Raw genomic sequence first — 19076 nt, 5'->3', positions numbered from 1 at the left:
GCAAATCGGGTGGCCCGGAACGTGTCCCAGGCCACCCGATGGCGATATCAGTGCAGGTCAGCCGGTCGGTGTCGGTGACGGCTGGGTCGTCGACGGCTGGGTCGTCGACGTGCCCGCGGCCGTGTTGAACCTCTTCGTCGCGTCGTCGAGCGCCTTGTAGGCGTTGCCGAGCTCGACGAAGTCACCGCTGGACTGCGCCGCCTTGATGCGCGACAGGGCCGACTGGATGTCCCGCACGGCCTGCTGCAGCTCCGTGCCGCCCTGACCGTCGTTCGGCGCCGTCGGCGCCGTGGTCGGGGTGGAGGTCGGCGGCTGGCCGTTCGGGTCCGTGGGCGGCACCTGGGCCGACGAGCCGGACAGGACCTCCTCCATCGCCTCGGCCAACGTCGGCGCGTAGCCCACCTTGTCGCCGAAGCTCACCAGGACCTTGAACAACTGCGGGAACTGGGTGTTCTGACTGGCCCGTTCGATGTAGATGGGCTCCACGTAGAGCAGGCCGCCGCCCACCGGAAGGGTCAGCAGGTTGCCGTAGACGACCTTCGTCTGCCGCTGGGCGAGCAGGTTCAGCTCACCGCTGACCTCGCCGTTGGTCAGGAAGGTGGTCTGGATCTGCTGCGGGCCCTTGACCTCGTTGTTCAACGTCAGGACGCTCATCTTGCCGTAGTTGTCCGGGTCTGATCTGACCGTCACGTACGACGCCATGAACTCCCGGTTCAACCGCACCAGGGCGCTGGTCAGCTGGAAGCTCACCTTGTTCGCGTCGCCGGTCGGGTCGCCCGCCAGCACGTAGAACGGCGGCTGCCGGTCCCGCTGCTGCTGCACGCCCTGCTGCTGCGCCTCGACGGTGGTGGCGTTGTCGATGGTCGGGTCGGACGGCACGTCCCAGAACGAGACGCCGGAGTAGAAGTCGCGCGGGTTGTCCACGTGGTACTCCGACAGCATCTCCCGCTGGACCTTGAACAGGTCCTCGGGGTAGCGCAGGTGCTCCTTCAGCGACTGCGACATCTCGCTGTTGGCCTTCACCGTGCCCGGGAAGACGCCCATCCAGGCCTTCAGCACCGGGTCCTGCGCGTCCATCTCGTACAGCGTCACCGTGCCGTCGTAGGCGTCCACAGTGGCCTTGACCGAGTTGCGGATGTAGCTGATCTCCCGGTTCGGCTGCTGCGCGACGCCCGGCAGCGAGTCGTTCGTGGCGTCGCCCAGCGCCGTGCGGCGCGCGTACGGGTAGTTGTCGAGCGTGGTGTAGCCGTCGACGATCCACGTGATGCGGCCGTCCACCACGGCCGGGTACGGGTCGCCGTCCACGGTCAGCCACGGCGCCACGGCCTCGACGCGGTCGCGCGGGTGGCGGTTGAAGATGATCCGCGAGTCGTCGCCGATGGCCGAGTTGAACAGGATGTTCCGCTCGCCGTAGGCGGCGGCGAAGACCATCTTGTTGAACAGGCCGCCGATGCGGACGCCGCCCTTGCCGGTGTAGGTGTAGGACGAGCCGTCGGTGTCGTACTCGCCGGGCGCGCCCTCGCCGCGGCCGCCGACGATGGCGTAGTCGGCCGGGCTGCCCAGCTCACCGAAGTAGGTGCGCGGCTGCTCGACGCCGAACGGGCCGGGCTGGACCTTGCCGTCCTGGCCGACCTGCGCCACCTCGAACACCGGGTAGCCGCCGTCACCGTCGTCGTCCGCGGTCGAGTTCACCTTGCTGGCCTCGGCGAACACCATGCCGTTGCCGTGGGTGTAGATGAGGTGCTGGTTGATCCAGTCGCGCTGGCCCTGCGGGATGCCCGCGGTGTTCAGCTCGCGGACCGCCACGATGTAGTCCTGGAGCTGCTGGTCCTTTGTGTACCGGTCGACGTCCAGCTTCTCCGGGAACGCGTAGAACGGCCGCAGCTGCTGGAACTGGGTGAACGTCTTGGAGATGACGGCCGGGTCGAGCAGCCGCACGTTGCCCACCGTCGCCTGGTCGTTCTTCAGCTCGTCCAGCGAGACGTTCTGCTTGCCCGCGTACGGCTTGCTCTCCACCTTGTCCGCGGTCAACCCGAAGGCCTGCCGGGTGGCTTCGATGTTGCGGCCGATGGGTTCGGCTTCCTTCTCGATGGCGTTCGGCCGCACCGAGAACTGCTCCAGCACGGCGGGCCACGCGGCGCCGACCAGGATGGAGGACAGCACCAGCAGCACGGTCGCGATCGCCGGCAGCTGGAGGTTGCGCAACACCGCGCCCGCGAAGAACGCGATGGCGCAGAAGACCGCGATGAACAGCAGGATCAGCTTGGCGGGCAGCACCGCGTTGAGGTCGGTGTAGCTCGCGCCGTCGAACTTGTCGTTGCGGTCGGAGAACAGCAGCGTGTACCGGTCGAAGAAGTACGCGACCGCCTTGAGCAGGATGAACACGCCGGCCACGATGGCCAGGTGGGTCCGCGCGGGCCCGGAGAGCTGGCCGCCGCGGCCCGCCAGCCGGATGCCGCCGAACAGGTAGTGCGCCACGACCGCGGCCACGAACGCGACCGCCGTGGCGATGAACAGCCACGACAGCACCCACGTGTAGAACGGCAGCTCGAACGCGTAGAAGCCGATGTCGTGGCCGAACTCGGGGTCGTTCACGCCGAACGAGGTGGCGTTGAGGAACAGCTGGAGCTCTTGCCAGTTGCCCTGCGCCGAGGTGCCGGCGATGAGGCCGACCAGCACCGGCAGGCCGATGGCGAACAGCTTCATCCGCCTGCTGACGACGGCGCGGTAGCGGGCCACCGGGTCGTCGGGCCCGGACACCGGCACGAAGACCGGCCGGGACCGGTAGGCGATGATCAGGTTGATCGCGACGAGACCGCCGACCAGCAGACCCACGGCGAAGAACAACCCGAACCGGGTCGCGAGCACCGTGCCGTAGACGCTGCGGAAGCCGACCTCGCCGAACCAGAGCCAGTTGACGTAGGTGCCGAGCAGCCTTGAGCCGGTGATCAGACCGACCAGGACCACCGCACCGACGATGAGCAGAATCCGGCTGCGACGGGACAGCCTGGGCAGTCCGACCGGGGGCCGTGTGGCCACGGGGCACGCTCCTGGATCGCGGTAGTGGCGTTCGTACGTTCTGTCCAACTCTACGGAGGCCGCCCGGGGTTCCCCGTTCGGTCTTGTCTTTACCCAGATGCGACCATGGCGCACGTGTCAGCCAGTGAAACGCCACCCGTGGTGCTGCCCGAGGTCGCCCGCGAGGTCGAGGAGTTCGTGTCCACCGCCGGGTGGAACCAGCCGACCCAGCTGTTCGCGCTGGTACCGACGGCCGAGCTGCTGGTGCGGCAGCCGGAGCTGGCGGGCCAGCTCGACCCCGACGCCTCGCCGTTGACGCCGATCGCGCAGGACTCGCTGCCCGACGACGAGCTGGACCGGGCGCTGGCGGGCATCGTGTGGCCCGACGTCGTGCACGGGTGCGCGTTGGCGCAGGAGATCGTCGTGCTGCCGCCGGACGCCGAGGCCCAGCTGACCGAGCAGGAGCTGGACGACGAGCAGGCGCGCAAGTTCGCCGCCGAGCACCCCCAGCGGCGGGAGGCGCGACTGGTGGCGGCGGTGCTGCGGGACGGCTCGGCGGCTTGCGTGCTGCGGCTCCGGGGCAGCGTGGAGGTGCCCGAGGAGGTCGTGGCCCACCCCGAACTGGCCCCGAACCTGACGCGAGCACTGCTCGAAACACTGCGGCAGTGACATTGCCGCTGCTCGACGGCCTCCGCCCCTGACCAGCACCCCCTGACCCACGAGGTCGCGTCGATCGTTCGCGACTCATTTTCCGGCGATCACGCTTTTCGATCGTCGGAAATCAGGCGCGAGCGGTCGACTTCCAGGCGACCTCGCCGCCGTCTGCGGAGCAGCGGCCTAACAACTGGGCGCGTCGCCGCCCTTGCTCAGCGATTCGAGCGACCGCACGGCGTCGTCCAGCTTCTCGACCTTGACCAGCCGCAGGCCCTCCGGGGCGTGCTGCTTCGCCTCGTCGCAGTTGCCCGCGGGCACGAGGAACACGGTGGCGCCGCCTTCGCGGGCGGCGACCATCTTGAACCCGATGCCGCCGATGCGGCCGACCTCGCCCCGGTCGTTGATCTCGCCGGTGCCCGCGACGGACTTGCCGCCGTTCAGCTCGCCCGGCGTGAGCTTGTCGACGATCGACAGCGCGAACAGCAGGCCCGCGGACGGCCCGCCGACGTCGGACAGGCTGATCTTGATCTCGAACGGCACGTCCGCGCGGTCCAGCGGCAGCACGCCGAGGAAGCCGGTCTCACGGCCCTCCGTGCGGCCGAGGGTGACGGTGGCGGTCTTGCGCTCGGACCCGCGTTCGAAGGTCAGCGTGATCCGGTCGCCCGGCTTGGTGCTCTCCAGCGCCGCGCGCACGTCGTCGGCGCTGGAGACCTGCTTGCCGTTGACCTCCAGCAGCCGGTCGTTCGGCTCCAGCACGGTGGCGGCCGCGGTGTCGTTGGTGATCTCGGCGGCGACGACCTTCATCGGGTAGTCCAGGTAGCTCAGCGCGGCCACCTCGGCGCTGCTCTGCGAGTCCTGGAACGCCTTCACGTTCTGGTCGCGGACCTGCTGCTCGGACTCGCCGGGCCGGAAGAACTCCTCGCGCGGCGCCAGCGCGTACCGGCCGCTGATCCACAGGCCGAGCGCGCCGAACAGCGACACGTCGTCGGTGAGCGACACCGTGGTCATGGTGAGGTTGCCGCCGGTCGGGAAGGTCTCCTGACCTTCGACCGACACCACGTCACCCCCGTTGACCTGGCCCAACGTGTCGTAGGTCGGTCCGGGGCCGAGGGCGACGTACGGCACGCGGGCGAATCCGCCGAGCAGGCCGAGCGCCAGCACGACCGTGAGGCTGACCACGAGGGTCCACGTCCGCCGGGTCAGGCCGCGTCGCGGCGCGTGCGGTGGGGGTGGTGCCTGGTCCACGACGGTGTCGGTGCCTTCGGTCACGCCAGACAGGGTACGACCACGGCGTCACGCTGCCGGCGAACCGGTCCCACGCGGGGCTGCCGTGCCGCGTACCGTGGACCCATGAGTGACCTGCCCTTCGGGTTCAGCCCGCAGGACCCCGACGACCGCAACCGCAAACCCGGGGACCAAGGGGAGAACCCCTTCGACTTCAACCAGCTCGGCGCGATGCTGAGCCAGCTCGGTGCGATGTTCAGCAACGCGGGCACGTCGTCCGGGCCGGTCAACTACGACCTCGCGAAGCAGATCGCGCTCCAGCAGCTCGCCGGCAAGGGCGGCACCGGCTTCGGCCCCGACCAGAGCGGCGCGGTGGCCGACGCCGTGCACCTGGCGGAGATGTGGCTCGACCCCGTGACGTCGCTGCCCGCGGGCGCGCGCACGTCCCAGAGCTGGAGCGCGCGCGACTGGGTGGAGCGCACGTTGCCGACGTGGCAGCGGCTGTGCGACCCGGTGGCCCAGCGCGTGTCCGGCGCCTGGGTCGACGCGATGCCGGCCGAGGCCAAGGAGGCGGCCGGACCGCTGCTGTCGATGCTCGGCCAGATGGGCGGCATGGCGTTCGGCTCGCAGCTGGGCGGCGCGCTGGCGCAGCTCGGCGCGGAGGTGCTGACGTCGACCGACGTGGGGCTGCCGCTCGGGCCGGAGGGCACGGCGGCGCTGCTGCCGGACAACATCGAGAAGTTCACCGAGGGCCTGGAGCGGCCGACCAGCGAGGTGCTGGTGTTCCTGGCCGCGCGCGAGGCGGCGCACCAGCGGCTGTTCAGCCACGTGCCGTGGTTGCGGCAGCGGCTGCTGGACACGGTGGAGGAGTTCGCCCGCGGCATCACCGTCGACACCTCGGCGCTGGAGCAGCTGGCCGGCCAGATCGACCCGGCGAACCCGGCGAGCATCGAAGAGGCGATGAAGTCGGGGATGCTCGAACCCCAGACCACGCCCGAGCAGAAGGCCGCGCTGACCCGCCTGGAGACGTTGCTGGCCCTGGTCGAGGGCTGGGTGGACGTGGTGGTGAACGAGGCGGTCGGCGAGCGGCTGCCCGGCGCCGACGCGCTGCGGGAGACGCTGCGCAGGCGGCGGGCGTCCGGCGGGCCGGCGGAGCAGACGTTCGCCACGCTGGTCGGCCTGGAGCTGCGGCCACGCCGGCACCGCTCGGCGGCGGCGCTGTGGAAGCTGCTCACCGACCAGCACGGCGTCGAGCAGCGCGACAGCGTCTGGGAGCACCCCGACCTGGTGCCGACGGCCGAGGACCTGGACGACCCGATGGAGTTCGCCGAGCGGTTCGGCCAGACGCGCAAGGCGCTGGAGGACCCGATGGCGGAGCTGGAGCGCACCCTGCGCGACGAGGGCGCGTCCGGTGAGCAGGCCAAGGGCGACGACGCGCCCGAGGACGACCAGGACAAGCCCAAGGACGCCTGACAGCCGGTCTCCCCGCGAGGTCGCGCCCGTCGACGACCTCGCCGGGTCCGGCCGGGTCTCAATCCTCCTCGGTGATGCCCAGCCCGGCCGCGGCCGAGAGGCCCTCCAGGTACCCGATGGCGCGTTCCGCCTTCGGGTACCTGTGCACGAGCAGCCAGAAGTCCTTGCCGTGCCCCGGCACCTCCAGGTGCGCCAGCTCGTGCACCAGCACGTAGTCGAGCACCCACGCGGGCACGTCCCGCAGCCGTTCGCTGATCCTGATCGTGCCCTCGCTCGGCGTGCACGACGCCCACCTCGTGCGCATCGGCGGCACCCACCGCACGCTGCTCGGCTGCACGCCGTCCAGGTACCTGTCCGCCAGCTCCTCGCACCGGGCCAGCAGGGCGGCGTCCGACGTGCGCGTCGGCGAGCGCCTGCGGGTCTCGCTGCGCTGCAGGCGGCTGAGCATCTCCGCCACCCAGTGCTTCTCCTCGCTCTTGCTCATGCGAGCCGGCAGCAGGACCACGACCGTGTCCCCCTCGCGGTACGCGCTCACCATGCGACGGCGCCGGGCGCTGCGCCGCACCTCCACCTGCGGTTCGGGCATGGCGTTCACGGTAAGGCCAGGGACCGACAATCCGCGGCGGCCAAGCGGCGGTCTGTGGAAGGACGGACCAGCAGGTTCCACCGAAAGGCGGCTGGACACGCTCGACGCGGCGTGCAGCGGAGGGGCGTTCCCGGAGGTAGCGTTCAGCGCAACCCCCGAGTGTGGCGCAGATCGCTCCGCACTCTCGAAGCGAGGAGGAAGCCGTGGCCGAGACCTACAACGGCTACTGCGTCAAGTGCCGTGAGAAGCGCGACTTCACGGGCGAGGTGCACGAGAGCAACAACCGCAGGATGGCCAAGGGCAAGTGCCCGGTCTGCGGAACCACGGTGACCCGGATCCTCGGCAAGGCGAAGGTCTGATCGAGGACGGGCGGCCGGGCCCCTCGCGGGCGTCCGGCCGCTCGTCAAGGCCATTCACGGCCTCTGTGGACAACCGGCAAGCCTGTGGACAGGCGTTTTGCCGGACCGGCCGTCACGGGCAGGCTGCCGGTGTGGATCTCCCCAACCGCCCCAGGGTCCTGCCCGGCCTGCCGCTGCTGCGCCGCCGGGACGACGTGGTGCAGATCGGCACGGACCCGCGGCACGCCATGCTGGTCGAGGACGTGCCGGAGCCGATGGCCTCCCTCCTGCTCGGCCTCAACGGTCGACACACCCTCACCGACCTGCGGGAACGCCTCGCCGGTCACGGTCGGCAGGCAGCCGAGTTCGCCGGCGTGCTGCACGGCCTGGCGCAGGCCGGGCTGGTCGAGGACACCGTGCCCGTGCCGCACCCGCGGCTGGCCGCCGAGGTGACCGGGTGGGCGTTGCGGACCCGTCGTCGTGCCGTTCGACTGCCCGCCGACCGGGCCGCCCGATCCGTCGTGGTGCACGGCGAGGGACGGCTCGCGGTCACCGTCGCCGCGCTTCTGGGCGCCTCCGGAGTGGCACACGTTCGGGTGGTCGCGCGGGGTCGGGTCGGGCCGGAGGACACCGGATCGGGGTACGTCGAAGCGGACGTCGGCCGACCGCGTGCCGAGGCCGCCCAGGACGCCGTGCGGCGGGCGTGCGGGACCGTGCGCCCGGTGGGGCGCGCCGTGGACCTCGTGGTGCTGGCCGACGCGTTGGTGCCCGCCCCGGAGGTGCTGCACCGGCTCGTCGCGGACGGCACGCCGCACCTGGCCGTGCGGGTCCGGGAAGGGCTCGGCGTGGTCGGACCGCTGGTCGTGCCGGGTCGCAGCAGCTGCCTGAGGTGCGCGGACCGGCACGCGGCCGACGAGGACCCGGCGTGGCCGATGATCGCCGCGCAGCTGGTCGACCGCGCCCAGCACGCCGACCTGGCCACCGTCACGGCGACCGCCGGGGTGGCGGTCGGGCAGGCGCTGCTGGCGCTCGACCGGACCGAGCCGGCCGCGACCAGGCCGCCCACCTGGGACGCGACCCTGGAGGTGGACGCGTTCGCCGGGGTGGTCGAGCACCGGATCGCGCCGGTGCACCCGCGCTGCGAGTGCCGTTCCGCGACGTGATCCACCCTCAGGTAGGGCTGTGTAGGTTTTGTGGCAGGGGCGTGCACCACTGCGACCACGTGAACGGGCGGGAGGAGAATCACCGGGTGAGCGAGATCCCGCGCAAGGCCGTGCAGCGCACCGCCAAGCTGGCCAGCCTCCCGCTCGGGGTGGCGGGCCGGGTGGTGGGCGGCTGGGGCAAGCGCCTGGCAGGCCGCAGCTCCGAGGAGGTCAGCGCCGAGGTGTCGGCGAAGACCGCGGAGCAGGTGTTCGCCGTGCTCGGGCAGCTCAAGGGCGGCGCGATGAAGTTCGGCCAGGCCCTGAGCGTGTTCGAGGCGGCGGTGCCGGACGAGCTGGCCGAGCCGTACCGCGAGGCGTTGACCAAGTTGCAGACGGCCGCGCCGCCGATGCCCGCGCGCACCGTGCACCGCGTGCTGGCCGAGCAGCTCGGCGCGGGGTGGGCGAAGCGGTTCACGTCGTTCGACGACTCGCCCGCGGCGTCGGCGAGCATCGGTCAGGTGCACCGGGCGGTGTGGCACGACGGCCGCGACGTGGCGGTGAAGGTGCAGTACCCGGGGGCGGACGAGGCGTTGCAGAGCGACCTCAGCACGTTGCTGCGGTTCAGCCGGGTGTTGCAGGCGGTGATGCCCGGCGCCGAGGTCAAGCCGCTGTTGGAGGAGCTGCGGGACCGGTACCTGGAGGAGTTGGACTACCGGACCGAGGCGGACAACCAGCGGGTCTTCGCGAAGGCGTTCGACGGCGACGACCGCGTGCTCGTGCCGCGGGTGGTGGCCAGCTCGCCGAAGGTGATGGTCACCGAGTGGACCGAGGGCACGCCGCTGTCGAAGATCATCCGTGAGGGTGAGCGCGACGAGCGCGACCTGGCCGGGCAGCTGCTGTCGGAGTTCCACTTCTCCGCGCCGAGCCGGTCCGGGCTGCTGCACGCCGACCCGCACCCCGGCAACTTCATGCTGGGCGCGGACGGCCGGTTGCGCGTGCTCGACTTCGGCGCGGTGGCGCGGCTGCCCGACGGGTTGCCCAAGACGTTGGGCCTGATGACCAGGCTGGCGCTGGACGGGCGGTCGGCGGACCTGGTGGAGCTGCTGCGGTCGGAGCGGTTCATCCGTCCCGGGACCGAACTGCACGCCGAGGACGTGCTGAACTACCTGGGGCCGTTCGTCGAGCCGCTGCGGACGGAGACGTTCCACTTCACCCGGCGGTGGTTGCAGCAGCAGGCGGAGCGCGTCGGCGACCTCCGCAGCCCGGATTCGCAGACGGGACGGTCCCTGAACCTCCCGCCGCAGTACCTACTTATCCACAGGGTGACGCTGGGCGCGACCGGCATCCTCTGCCAGCTGGACGCGAACGTGCAGGCCAGAGCCATCGTCGCCCAGTGGCAGCCGGGCTTCGACGACTGAGTTGTCCACAGGTCTCCGACTTATCCACAGATCACGAACACCCCATGGCAAGCCCTCCGGAACCACCGGAAGATCGACCCCATGGACCAAGTGATCAAGGCAGCGGACCTGCGAGCAGCCGGCGTGCCGGGCTACGTCATCGACCTCAAGTGCCGCCCCGGCGGGCCGTGGCAGCGCATCCTGCCGGGCGTGGTGCTGCTCGGCGCGAGCCCACCGACCCGTGCCCAGCGACTGCAGGCCGCGCTGGCTTACGCCGGGCCGAAGGCCGTGGTCACCGGCTTCGACGCCCTGCACGCCCACGGCCTGCACACCCTGCCTCCCCCACCCCGCATACACCTGCTGCAACCAGCCACCACCCGCCGCTCGTGCGCCGACCACGTGCTGCTGGAACGCACCACCCGCCCACCGAAGGTGGTGGTGGAAGCCGGCCTGCCCGTCGCCGAGCCGACGAGAGCCGTCCTGGACGCCGCCCGCCACGAACCGGACCCCCTGCGCCAACACCACCTACTGGCCACCGCCGTCCGCTCCGGGATGTGCACGCTCACCGGCCTGACCAGGGAACTGGACGCGGGCAGCAAACGCGGCACCGCCACCCCCAGAGCCACCCTGAAACTCCTCTCCACCCTCCTCCGCTAACCACCCACCACCCACCAACCACCCCTTCCCTTCCCCGCCGTTCCTTCCCGCGCACCACCCACCGCGCACCACCTACCGCACCTCACCCACTCCCCACACCTGTCACCAAGCACGCCGCTCTACCGAGCCGCAGCAACCAACCTGAGCCGCCCCACCCCCGCAGCCCAGCAACCGTGCGACGACCCACCCCTCCCCGCCCTGCTCTTCCCCGCCCTGCTCTTCCCCGCCCTGCTCTTCCCCGCCCTGCTCTTCCCCGCCCTGCTCTTCCCCACCTGCTCTTCCCCACCTGCTCTTCCCCGCCTGCTCCTCCTCCGCCCTGCACCCCGCACCCCGCACCGCCCACCGCGCACCTCACCCGGTGCCCGCACCCGCCACCAAGCACACCGCCCTACCTAGCGGCAGCAACCACCCTGAGCCGCCCCACCCCCACAGCCCAGCACCGGACCCACGCCGACCAACTCCAATCCCGACCACTCGATGCACCGATCGCACCCCGGCCCCTACCGCCGCAGCAGCACGCCGCCGACCCAGCGGAGGCAGCCGGGTTCCGACCGCCGCCGCCCTACCCGGTGCCCTACCCGACGCCCCAGTAGTCGGACGGGAGCTTGCCTTCGATGTCCCGGACGTGCGTCCGCGCACAGGCGTGGCACAACCACTGGTCGACCCCGCGCTCCCGCTCCCGCACCCACGCCAAGAGCTGGGCCGGGTCCGTGACCGACGAACGCGTCCGTCCACAGCGGGCGCACGTGTCGGTCACGGCTTGCGGCCCAGGTACACGGTGTTGGCGATCAGCAGGAACACGTCGTCGCGCAGCCCTAGGAACGCGGGGTCCTGAGGGTCGAGCAGTTGCTTCACCGTGCGGCGGTCGGCGGGGTGGAGCGCGTCGCCGGCGACCTCGTTGAACCACGCCAGCTGGTTGACCGCCCAATCGCGCACCGCCTGCTTGGGCGGCGCCGGGTGGTCGATCAGGTAGCTGAACGCGGTCACGTCCACCAGACCGGCCTCGGAGAGCACGAGGTTCCAGCCACCGTGCATGCGAACGGCGCCCGCCGTGTTCTCCCGCATCCGCACGAACCACTGGTCGCGCGCGGCGGTCAGTCGTTCCTGCAAGCCCGGCTCACCGATGCCCAAGTCGAACGGGAGGAACTTGCCACTCAACCCACCCTCGGCGAGCGCCAACCACCCACCGGGCGCGACCGCCTCGATCAACCCCACCACAGCCGCGCGCTGATCAGGGAGGTGATGCACGACGTTCGAAGCCCACACCAACTGCGCGGGCCCGGCGATCTCCACCGGCCGTTCGGTGGCCAGGTCGGCGAGCACCGGCCGGACGCGCACCGTCGCCGTGGTCGTGTCGGTCTCGTAGCTGGCCGCCGACCGGGCAGCGCTGGTGGCCGCGTCCAGCAGTTCGGGCACGGCGTCGACCAGCACGACCGTCCCGCCGCCACGCGCCGACAGGGCCTCGACCAGCGCCACGCTCATCCCGCCCGCGCCGGACCCGACATCCAGGACGGTCGGCTTGTCGGGCAGCGTGCGGACGAGTCTGCGCGCGACGACGCGCCGCGCTTCGGCGTCCAACTCGTCGGCCTGCCGCAGGAAGTTCAACCGGGACGACCAGTCGATCCCGTCATGAGTGTGGGCATGGGAACGGGCATGGTTGTGAGAGTGAGCTGCCACACGTCGAACGGTACCGACGCCGAGCCGAACCCTCCTATCGAAAATCCCCCTCCGCGCGGTCGGAGGCCTGGGCTCGCGGTCGCCGGGCCCGTGGTCGCCGGAGCCACGGTCGCCGGGGCGGCGAGGAGGTGGTCTGTGGCTCGGTCTCGAAGTACTCCCTTCCGGGCCCGGGCCCGGGCGCGGGCGCGGATGCGGGCGCGGGTCCGGGCGCGAGCGCGGGTGCGGGCGCGGGTCCGGGCGCGAGCGCGGATGCGGCGAGGCCCGCCCCCCGTCGCACGACGGGTAGGGCGGGCCTCTCCGAGCATCAGATCGCGCGGGCCTTCATGGCAGCCCTGCGCTGGGCCCAACCGGCCAGTCGCCCCCACCTGCGGGCGGCGACGAGACGGTGGGCCAGCCGATGCTGTCGCGCGAATATCTCCGCGTCATGCATTCGGGATCTGGCGAGATTTTCTTCGAGCAGCATGGGGTTCCCCTTGGGATTGACCTCGATCAGCATGGATTCGTCTGCGGTGGATCGGTACGTGGTCACGCGGCGGCCTCCTGGTCGTTAGCCCCCCGGACAACGGTCGCGGCGGGTGCCGCGGGTACAACAGGTGCCGCGTCCTTGCGGGGGCGCCCACGGGGGCGCTTCCGCGCGATCACGGTTCCGCGCTCGAAGATCTCGCCGCCCCAGACCCCCCAGGGCTCGTGACGAGCAAGCGCACCGGCCAGGCACTCCGCGATGACGGGGCAGGTGGCGCAGAACCTCTTCGCCTCCTCCAGCTCCGCCGGCGCGTCGGCGAACCACAGGTCGGGGTTGTTGGTACGGCAAGGAAGTTCCAAGCCGGCGTCCGGCGCGGTGTCGATCAAGTTGGCGACACCCGCCCCGGAGAGCTCCGGCTCGGTGGACAACGTCCCGTTTATGGGGACGGTCGCGGTCAACATCAGGTGGACTCCTGTCAAGGGTCTTGCATGGGGTTTGTTTGTCGTTCGAACCGCAAAACGGGTCGGGACAGCACGAAGGCCGCGGATCCGGTTACGGGTCCGCGGCCTTCGTGAGCTTGGTGGCCTGACTACAAGGTGGTCAGGTACTTCGCTCGTGCGCGGACGGCGCAACGTTCTGAGTCGGGATAACGGTCGACGCGTGCGGCGTCGGCACCTGGATCAGCTGAACTCGCTCAGCGCCCCACTTGAGGGCGTGGCGATCGCGGGCAGACTTCTCCCCCGCGACACGAGCAGCGCCTGAAGCCAAGACCACCCCGGTCATCAGGTAACCGGGCGTCTCGAAGCACGTGGGAGTGTTCACGACCGGTCACCTCCTCGGGTGGCTCGTACTCGACTGCTAGCTCTTGAATCCCCAGCGGGCGCTTCGCGCCCGGCCTGAGCAGGTTATGACCCCGCGCAGGACGCGTGCAACAGGTTTTTCCAAATACCTGTCGATTGAGTGAAAATTCAGCGTTTGCCCTGCACAGAGCGCTAGCGGCCGACCACCCGTACGGACCAGACCGCCCGCAGGCGGGCCTGGCGCGGTCACCTGCCGCGGATCATCGCGAGATCAACGCCAGCTCGACGACGGCCGACGACGGGTCGGCACGGCCTCGACCCGGCCATGGCGGCGAGCGCAGCGAAGAGGTCGACGCGGGACGAACGCGAAGGTCAACGCCCGCCGCGCACGAGGGCCAGCACGTCGTCACCGAACCGGTCGAGCTTGGCCGCGCCGATGCCCGAGATCGACACCAGCCCGGCGACGTCCTCGGGCCTCTGCTCGGCGATCGCGACCAGCGTCGCGTCGGTGAACACCACGTAAGCGGGCACCTTGAGCTCACGGGCCCGGTCCGCCCGCCACGCCCGCAGCTTGGCCAGCAGCTCCTCGTCCAGGTCGGACGGGCACGAGGCGCAGCGGCTCAGCTTGATCGCCCGCGCGTCCACCAACGCCGACCCGCACACCCGGCACTGCGGCTTGGGCCGCTTCTGCAGCGGCTCCCGCTTCACGGCCGTGCGCGACGCCGGGTGGTCCTCCGGCACGAGCCCGTAGAGGAACCGGCTGCGCCGCCGGTACCGACGCCCGCCCGCGGCCCGCGCCAACGCCCACGACAGCCACAGGTGCTCACGGGCCCGCGTCACGCCCACGTACAGCAGCCTGCGCTCTTCCTCGATCGCCGCGTCGTCACCGTCGGCGTGCTGGATCGGCAACGTGCCCTCGACCAGCCCGACCAGGAACACCGCGTCCCACTCCAGGCCCTTCGCCGCGTGCAGGGACGCCAGCGTCACGCCCTCCACGGTCGGCGGGTGCTGGGCCTCGGCCCGCAGCTCCAACTCGGCCACGAACTTCGGCAGGTCCGCCGAGTCCACCGCGGTGACCAGCTCCTCGGCCAGTTCGACCAGCGCGAGCAGCGACTCCCACTTCTCCCGCGCCGTCCCGCCGGCGGGCGGCTCGTCGGTCAGGCCGATGCCGGCCAGCACCTCGCGCACGACCTTCGGCAGCTCGCCGGTCGGCTCGTGCGCCGCCGCCGAGCGCAACGCCACCATCGCCTGCCGCACCTCGGCGCGCTGGAAGAACCGCTCTCCGCCACGCACCTGATAAGGCACGCCGACCTCGGCCAACGCCTGCTCGAAGACCTCCGACTGGGCGTTGACGCGGTAGAGGACGGCGATCTCGCTGGCCGCCACGCCCTCGTCCAGCAGCGCCTTCACCCGCCGCGCGACGGCCGCGGCCTCCAGCGTCTCGTCGTCGAACTCGGTGAACGTCGGCTTCGGCCCGTCCGGGCGCTGCCCGATCAGCCGCAGCCTCGACCCGGAGGGGCGGTCGCGCGCCCACTTGATCACTTCGTTGGCCAGGCCAACGACCTGTGGGGTCGACCGGTAGTCGCGCTCCAGCCGCACCACGACGGCCTCGGGGAACCGGCGCGGGAAGTCCAGCAGCGGACGCGGCGAGGCGCCCGCGAACGAGTAGATGGTCTGGTTCGCGTCACCGACCACGGTCAGGTCGTCGCGCTGACCGAGCCACGCGTCGAGCACGCGCTGCTGCAACGGCGTGACGTCCTGGTACTCGTCCACCACGAAGCACCGGTACCGGTCGCGGAACTCCTCGGCGACCTCGCCGTGCTCCTCCAGCGCCGCCGCGGTGTGCAGCAGGAGGTCGTCGAAGTCGAGCAGCTGCGCCTGGTTCTTCAGCTCTTCGTAGGTCCGGTAGACCTGCGCGACCTGCTCGGCGGGCGCGGGCGTGTCGCGGCTCGTGCGGCCGGCGGCGTTCGGGTAGCCGTCGGGTGCGACCAGCGACGCCTTGGCCCACTCGATCTCGCCCGCGAGGTCGCGCAGCGAGTCCGACTCGGTGGACAGGCCGACGCGGTTGGCGGCCTGCGCGACCAGCCGCAGCTTGTTGCGGTCGATCAGCTGCCACTGCTCGCCGCCGACCACGCGCGGCCAGAAGTAGCGGAGCTGGCGCAGGGCGGCGGCGTGGAACGTGCGCGCCTGCGCGCCGTGCACGCCGAGCGCCCGCAACCGGGTCCGCATCTCGCCCGCGGCACGTGCGGTGAACGTGACGGCGAGGACTTGACCGGCGGAAACGTGCCCGCGCTGGACAAGGTGGGCAATGCGGTGCGTGATGGTGCGGGTCTTGCCGGTGCCGGCGCCCGCGAGCACGCAGACCGGACCGCGCGGAGCTTCCACCGCGGCGCGCTGTTCCGGGTCGAGTCCCTCCAGCAGCCCGTCCATGCGCTGCATCCTCGCAGAGGTCAGCGAGTACTCCCGTCATGGGGCGCGGCGGCGCGCCGTATCCTGGTGGGTATGGCTGGTAAGCAGGACAAGGCGGCTGCCAAGGCGGCCTCCAAGGAAGCGGCGAAGGCTCGGCGCGCGGCATCGAAGGCGAAGCGCAGCCAGATCTTCGAGGCGTTCAAGATGCAGCGCCGCGAGGACAAGGCGCTCGTGCCGTTGATGCTGGCGTGCCTGCTCGGCGCGACGGCCGCGGCGTTCCTGATCGGCCTCATCTGGGACATGCAGTGGGTGCTGCTGCCCATGGGCATCGCGGTGGGCGCGCTGCTCGCGGTCATCGTGTTCGGCCGCCGGGTGCAGCGCACCGTGTACGCGAAGGCGGACGGCCAGCCGGGCGCGGCGGCGTGGGCGCTGGACAACCTGCGCGGCAAGTGGCGCGTCACGCAGGCCGTGGCGGGCACCACGAGCGGCGACATGGTGCACCGGGTGCTCGGCCGGCCGGGCGTGGTGCTGGTCGCCGAGGGCGCGCCGCACCGGGTCAAGAACCTGCTCGCCCAGGAGAAGAAGCGGGTGGCGCGGGTGATCGGCGAGACGCCGATCTACGACGTCGTCGTGGGCACCGAGGACGGCCAGGTGCCGCTGCGCAAGCTGCAGAGCCACCTGATGAAGCTGCCGCGCAACATCTCGACCGCCCAGGTCGACACGATCGACAACCGGCTGGCCGCGCTGGCCAGCCGCGGCGCGGCGCTGCCCAAGGGCCCGATGCCCCAGGGCGCCAAGATGCGCAACGTGCAGCGCGCCATGCGTCGTCGCTGAGCCGCCACCGACGCGCGTTTCCGCAGCTCAGGCCCGTTCCGGCAGTCGTCCGGGACGGGCCTGCCGCATGAGCGGCCCCCTTCGCGCCCGGTAACGCGAACCGGCACCCGACCGCCGTCGGGCCCTCTCAACGGTCAGCGGGCCCTGAGGACGACGGTGCCCGCGGCCTTGTCGTGCAGGCCCCGGCCGTCGGCGTCCCACACCACCGCCGGGATGATGGGGAAGATCAACACCGTCCGCAGCGCGGCCCGCGGCAGGCCGACGCTCTGCGTGCCGTCCATCCGCACGACCCGCAGCCCGAACAGCGCGTGACCAGGGGTGAAGCCGAAGAGGCCGACCGCGACGACGGTGATGGCGAACCAGGCCAGCAGGCTCCAGTTCTGCGGCAGGTCGGGCATGGTGAACAGGCCCGCCACGCCGCCCGAGAGGGCGAAGTCGACCAGGATGGCAATCGCGCGGCGGCCCGTGGACGCGACGGAGCCCGGACCGGACTGGGGCAGGCCGAGGCGTTCACCCCGCCACCGCTGCCCGGTACCGTCTCCGGAGTCGGCGCCGGGTTCCAGCGCCGAGCGGGGTCCTGACAGCCACGAACCGGTCCACTTGCTCACCCCACCAGAGTAAGGCCGTGCTCAGCGGGTGAGGAGCGGCGGTCGGGTTGCCCGACCTGGGAGGCCCGTTAACACTGGCGAAACACGCGGGTGACGGCTGGGCAACACCACGGTCTTAGTTTCGCCACGATGGCAGGCCGCACCACGCAGCGGCGTACAACCACGCCCCCACCGCAGCAGAGGAGTCGACGAGGGTGTTCAAGAATCCCGACGAGGTCCTGAAGTTCATCTCCGACGAGGGCGTGAAGTTCGTCGACGTCCGCTTCAGCGACCTGCCCGGCGTGATGCAGCACTTCACGCTCCCGGCCAGCGCGTTCGACGCCGACGCCATCGCCGAGGGCCTCGCGTTCGACGGCTCGTCGGTGCGCGGCTTCCAGTCGATCCACGAGTCGGACATGCTGCTGCTGCCCGACCTCTACACCGCGCGCCTCGACCCGTTCCGGATCGAGAAGACGCTGATCGTCAACTTCTTCGTGCACGACCCGTTCACGCGTGAGGCCTACAGCCGCGACCCGCGCAACATCGCGCGCAAGGCCGAGCAGTACATCACCGAGTCGGGCATCGCGGACACCGCGTACTTCGGCGCCGAGGCGGAGTTCTACATCTTCGACTCGATCCGCTTCGACACCACCGCGAACGCCTCCTTCCACGAGATCGACTCGATCTCCGGCGCCTGGAACACCGGCCGTGAGGAAGAGGGCGGCAACCGCGGCTACAAGGTCAAGTACAAGGGCGGCTACTTCCCCGTCTCGCCGACCGACCACTACGCGGACCTGCGCGACAAGATGGTCCTCAACATGCAGGCCCAGGGCTTCTCCGTCGAGCGCGCGCACCACGAGGTGGGCACCGCCGGGCAGTCCGAGATCAACTACAAGTTCAACACGCTGCTGCACGCCGCGGACGACCTGATGCTGTTCAAGTACATCATCAAGAACACCGCGTGGCAGGCCGGCAAGACCGTGACGTTCATGCCGAAGCCGCTGTTCGGCGACAACGGCTCGGGCATGCACACCCACCAGTCGCTGTGGAAGGACGGCCAGCCGCTGTTCCACGACGAGTCCGGCTACGCGGGCCTGTCGGACACGGCGCGGCACTACATCGGCGGCATCCTGCACCACGCACCGTCGCTGCTGGCGTTCACCAACCCGACGGTGAACTCCTACCACCGCCTGGTCCCGGGCTACGAGGCCCCGGTGTCGCTGGTCTACTCCCAGCGCAACCGGTCGGCGTGCGTGCGCATCCCGATCACCGGCAACAACCCCAAGGCCAAGCGCATCGAGTTCCGCTGCCCCGACTCGTCGGGCAACCCGTACCTGGCCTTCTCGGCCATGGTCATGGCCGGCCTGGACGGCGTGAAGAACAAGATCGAGCCGCCGGCCCCGATCGACAAGGACCTCTACGAGCTGCCGCCCGAGGAGGCCCGCGACGTCAAGCAGGTGCCGGCGTCCCTGGACGCGGTGCTGGACAGCCTCGAGGCGGACCACGAGTTCCTCCTGGAGGGCGGCGTCTTCACGCCGGACGTCATCGACACCTGGATCTCGTTCAAGCGGGAGCAGGAGATCGACCCGCTGCGCCTGCGCCCGAACCCCTACGAGTTCGCGCTCTACTACGACGTGTGATCCGCGCGGGGCTCTGACCAGCCGTTCTGCCGGTTGAAGCCCCACTCACACCTCCACAGGCCGAAGGCCCGGTGACCACCACGGGATGCTGTTGGCGAATTGATCTACGACGACGCCCTCGACATGATCATCCGGTCGTGTCGGGGGCGTCGTCGTGTGGAGGTTGTCGGTGTCGTT

Annotated in this window: 16 protein-coding genes; 8 read left to right on the top strand and 8 right to left on the bottom strand. The window is 70.9% G+C overall.

Annotated elements, in window-relative coordinates:
• Positions 1-57: 57 nt before the first annotated feature.
• Entirely contained in the window at positions 58-3039 is a 2982-nt protein-coding gene (locus ABTZ99_RS23615; protein WP_499613957.1) for a UPF0182 family protein, read from the bottom strand.
• A gap of 105 nt (positions 3040-3144) precedes the next feature.
• On the opposite strand from ABTZ99_RS23615, the gene ABTZ99_RS23610 reads away from it, so the two are divergent.
• Positions 3145-3687 carry a PPA1309 family protein gene (locus ABTZ99_RS23610; RefSeq protein ID WP_498784791.1) on the top strand — a complete coding sequence of 181 codons (543 nt, stop codon included), beginning with the start codon at positions 3145-3147 and terminating at the stop codon, positions 3685-3687.
• A gap of 168 nt (positions 3688-3855) precedes the next feature.
• Here ABTZ99_RS23610 and ABTZ99_RS23605 read toward each other — a convergent pair whose 3' ends face one another.
• Complete coding sequence (locus ABTZ99_RS23605; RefSeq protein ID WP_498784789.1) at positions 3856-4941, bottom strand: YlbL family protein; 1086 nt, start codon at positions 4939-4941, stop codon at positions 3856-3858.
• An 81-nt stretch (positions 4942-5022) separates the two neighbouring features.
• Here ABTZ99_RS23605 and ABTZ99_RS23600 point away from each other — a divergent pair, with 81 nt between their 5' ends.
• A complete protein-coding gene (locus ABTZ99_RS23600) occupies positions 5023-6369 on the top strand; it encodes a zinc-dependent metalloprotease (protein ID WP_498784787.1) in 1347 nt (448 codons plus the stop codon).
• Positions 6370-6427: 58 nt separating this feature from the next.
• On the opposite strand, the gene ABTZ99_RS23595 is transcribed toward ABTZ99_RS23600, so the two are convergent.
• Positions 6428-6955: a M48 metallopeptidase family protein gene (locus tag ABTZ99_RS23595; RefSeq protein WP_230572832.1), complete on the bottom strand. Its 528-nt coding sequence runs from the start codon at positions 6953-6955 to the stop codon at positions 6428-6430.
• A 203-nt stretch (positions 6956-7158) separates the two neighbouring features.
• Here ABTZ99_RS23595 and ABTZ99_RS23590 point away from each other — a divergent pair, with 203 nt between their 5' ends.
• From ABTZ99_RS23590 to ABTZ99_RS23575, 4 genes are all read left to right on the top strand, one after another.
• Positions 7159-7314: a DUF5679 domain-containing protein gene (locus ABTZ99_RS23590; RefSeq protein ID WP_015098458.1), complete on the top strand. Its 156-nt coding sequence runs from the start codon at positions 7159-7161 to the stop codon at positions 7312-7314.
• Positions 7315-7445: 131 nt separating this feature from the next.
• Positions 7446-8456, top strand: a complete 1011-nt coding sequence (locus ABTZ99_RS23585) for a thiamine biosynthesis protein ThiF (RefSeq protein WP_499613952.1) — start codon at positions 7446-7448, stop codon at positions 8454-8456.
• An 86-nt stretch (positions 8457-8542) separates the two neighbouring features.
• Entirely contained in the window at positions 8543-9853 is a 1311-nt protein-coding gene (locus tag ABTZ99_RS23580) for an ABC1 kinase family protein (protein WP_498784782.1), read from the top strand.
• Positions 9854-9934: 81 nt separating this feature from the next.
• Positions 9935-10489, top strand: coding sequence for a hypothetical protein (locus ABTZ99_RS23575; RefSeq protein WP_498784780.1), 555 nt, complete (start codon positions 9935-9937; stop codon positions 10487-10489).
• 753 nt (positions 10490-11242) lie between these two features.
• Here the strand turns inward: ABTZ99_RS23575 and ABTZ99_RS23570 are convergent.
• From ABTZ99_RS23570 to ABTZ99_RS23555, 4 genes are all read right to left on the bottom strand, one after another.
• Complete coding sequence (locus tag ABTZ99_RS23570; RefSeq protein WP_499613949.1) at positions 11243-12094, bottom strand: class I SAM-dependent methyltransferase; 852 nt, start codon at positions 12092-12094, stop codon at positions 11243-11245.
• A gap of 376 nt (positions 12095-12470) precedes the next feature.
• Positions 12471-12695: a hypothetical protein gene (locus ABTZ99_RS23565; RefSeq protein WP_498784774.1), complete on the bottom strand. Its 225-nt coding sequence runs from the start codon at positions 12693-12695 to the stop codon at positions 12471-12473.
• Entirely contained in the window at positions 12692-13090 is a 399-nt protein-coding gene (locus ABTZ99_RS23560; RefSeq protein WP_498784772.1) for a WhiB family transcriptional regulator, read from the bottom strand. The genes ABTZ99_RS23565 and ABTZ99_RS23560 overlap by 4 nt, the downstream gene beginning before the upstream one ends.
• Before the next feature lie 711 nt (positions 13091-13801).
• Positions 13802-15859, bottom strand: a complete 2058-nt coding sequence (locus ABTZ99_RS23555; RefSeq protein ID WP_498784770.1) for an ATP-dependent DNA helicase UvrD2 — start codon at positions 15857-15859, stop codon at positions 13802-13804.
• A 72-nt stretch (positions 15860-15931) separates the two neighbouring features.
• Between ABTZ99_RS23555 and ABTZ99_RS23550 the strand changes: the two genes are divergently transcribed.
• Positions 15932-16672 (top strand): DUF4191 domain-containing protein, encoded by a 741-nt coding sequence (locus tag ABTZ99_RS23550; RefSeq protein ID WP_498784768.1) that lies wholly within the window; start codon positions 15932-15934, stop codon positions 16670-16672.
• A 134-nt stretch (positions 16673-16806) separates the two neighbouring features.
• Here the strand turns inward: ABTZ99_RS23550 and ABTZ99_RS23545 are convergent, their stop codons facing one another.
• Positions 16807-17280 carry an RDD family protein gene (locus tag ABTZ99_RS23545; protein ID WP_498784766.1) on the bottom strand — a complete coding sequence of 158 codons (474 nt, stop codon included), beginning with the start codon at positions 17278-17280 and terminating at the stop codon, positions 16807-16809.
• 194 nt (positions 17281-17474) lie between these two features.
• Here ABTZ99_RS23545 and glnA point away from each other — a divergent pair, with 194 nt between their 5' ends.
• Entirely contained in the window at positions 17475-18899 is a 1425-nt protein-coding gene (gene glnA / locus ABTZ99_RS23540; protein ID WP_498784764.1) for a type I glutamate--ammonia ligase, read from the top strand.
• Positions 18900-19076: the final 177 nt, after the last annotated feature.

Origin of the sequence: Actinosynnema sp. NPDC002837, from assembly GCF_040295345.1 — a bacterium.
In the GTDB taxonomy this organism is placed as follows: Bacteria; Actinomycetota; Actinomycetes; order Mycobacteriales; family Pseudonocardiaceae; genus Actinosynnema.
The sequence above is the reverse complement of the archived record's forward strand: the minus strand, read 5'-3'. Positions and strand labels throughout refer to the sequence as shown.

Bases quoted from the DNA above. Each gene is read 5' to 3' on its own strand.
- ABTZ99_RS23595 (WP_230572832.1), bottom strand. From the start codon at position 6,955: ATGCCCGAACCGCAGGTGGAGGTGCGGCGCAGCGCCCGGCGCCGTCGC.
- ABTZ99_RS23600 (WP_498784787.1), top strand. From the start codon at position 5,023: ATGAGTGACCTGCCCTTCGGGTTCAGCCCGCAGGACCCCGACGACCGC.
- ABTZ99_RS23610 (WP_498784791.1), top strand. From the start codon at position 3,145: ATGGCGCACGTGTCAGCCAGTGAAACGCCACCCGTGGTGCTGCCCGAG.
- ABTZ99_RS23575 (WP_498784780.1), top strand. From the start codon at position 9,935: ATGGACCAAGTGATCAAGGCAGCGGACCTGCGAGCAGCCGGCGTGCCG.
- ABTZ99_RS23555 (WP_498784770.1), bottom strand. From the start codon at position 15,859: ATGGACGGGCTGCTGGAGGGACTCGACCCGGAACAGCGCGCCGCGGTG.
- ABTZ99_RS23560 (WP_498784772.1), bottom strand. From the start codon at position 13,090: ATGTTGACCGCGACCGTCCCCATAAACGGGACGTTGTCCACCGAGCCG.
- ABTZ99_RS23550 (WP_498784768.1), top strand. From the start codon at position 15,932: ATGGCTGGTAAGCAGGACAAGGCGGCTGCCAAGGCGGCCTCCAAGGAA.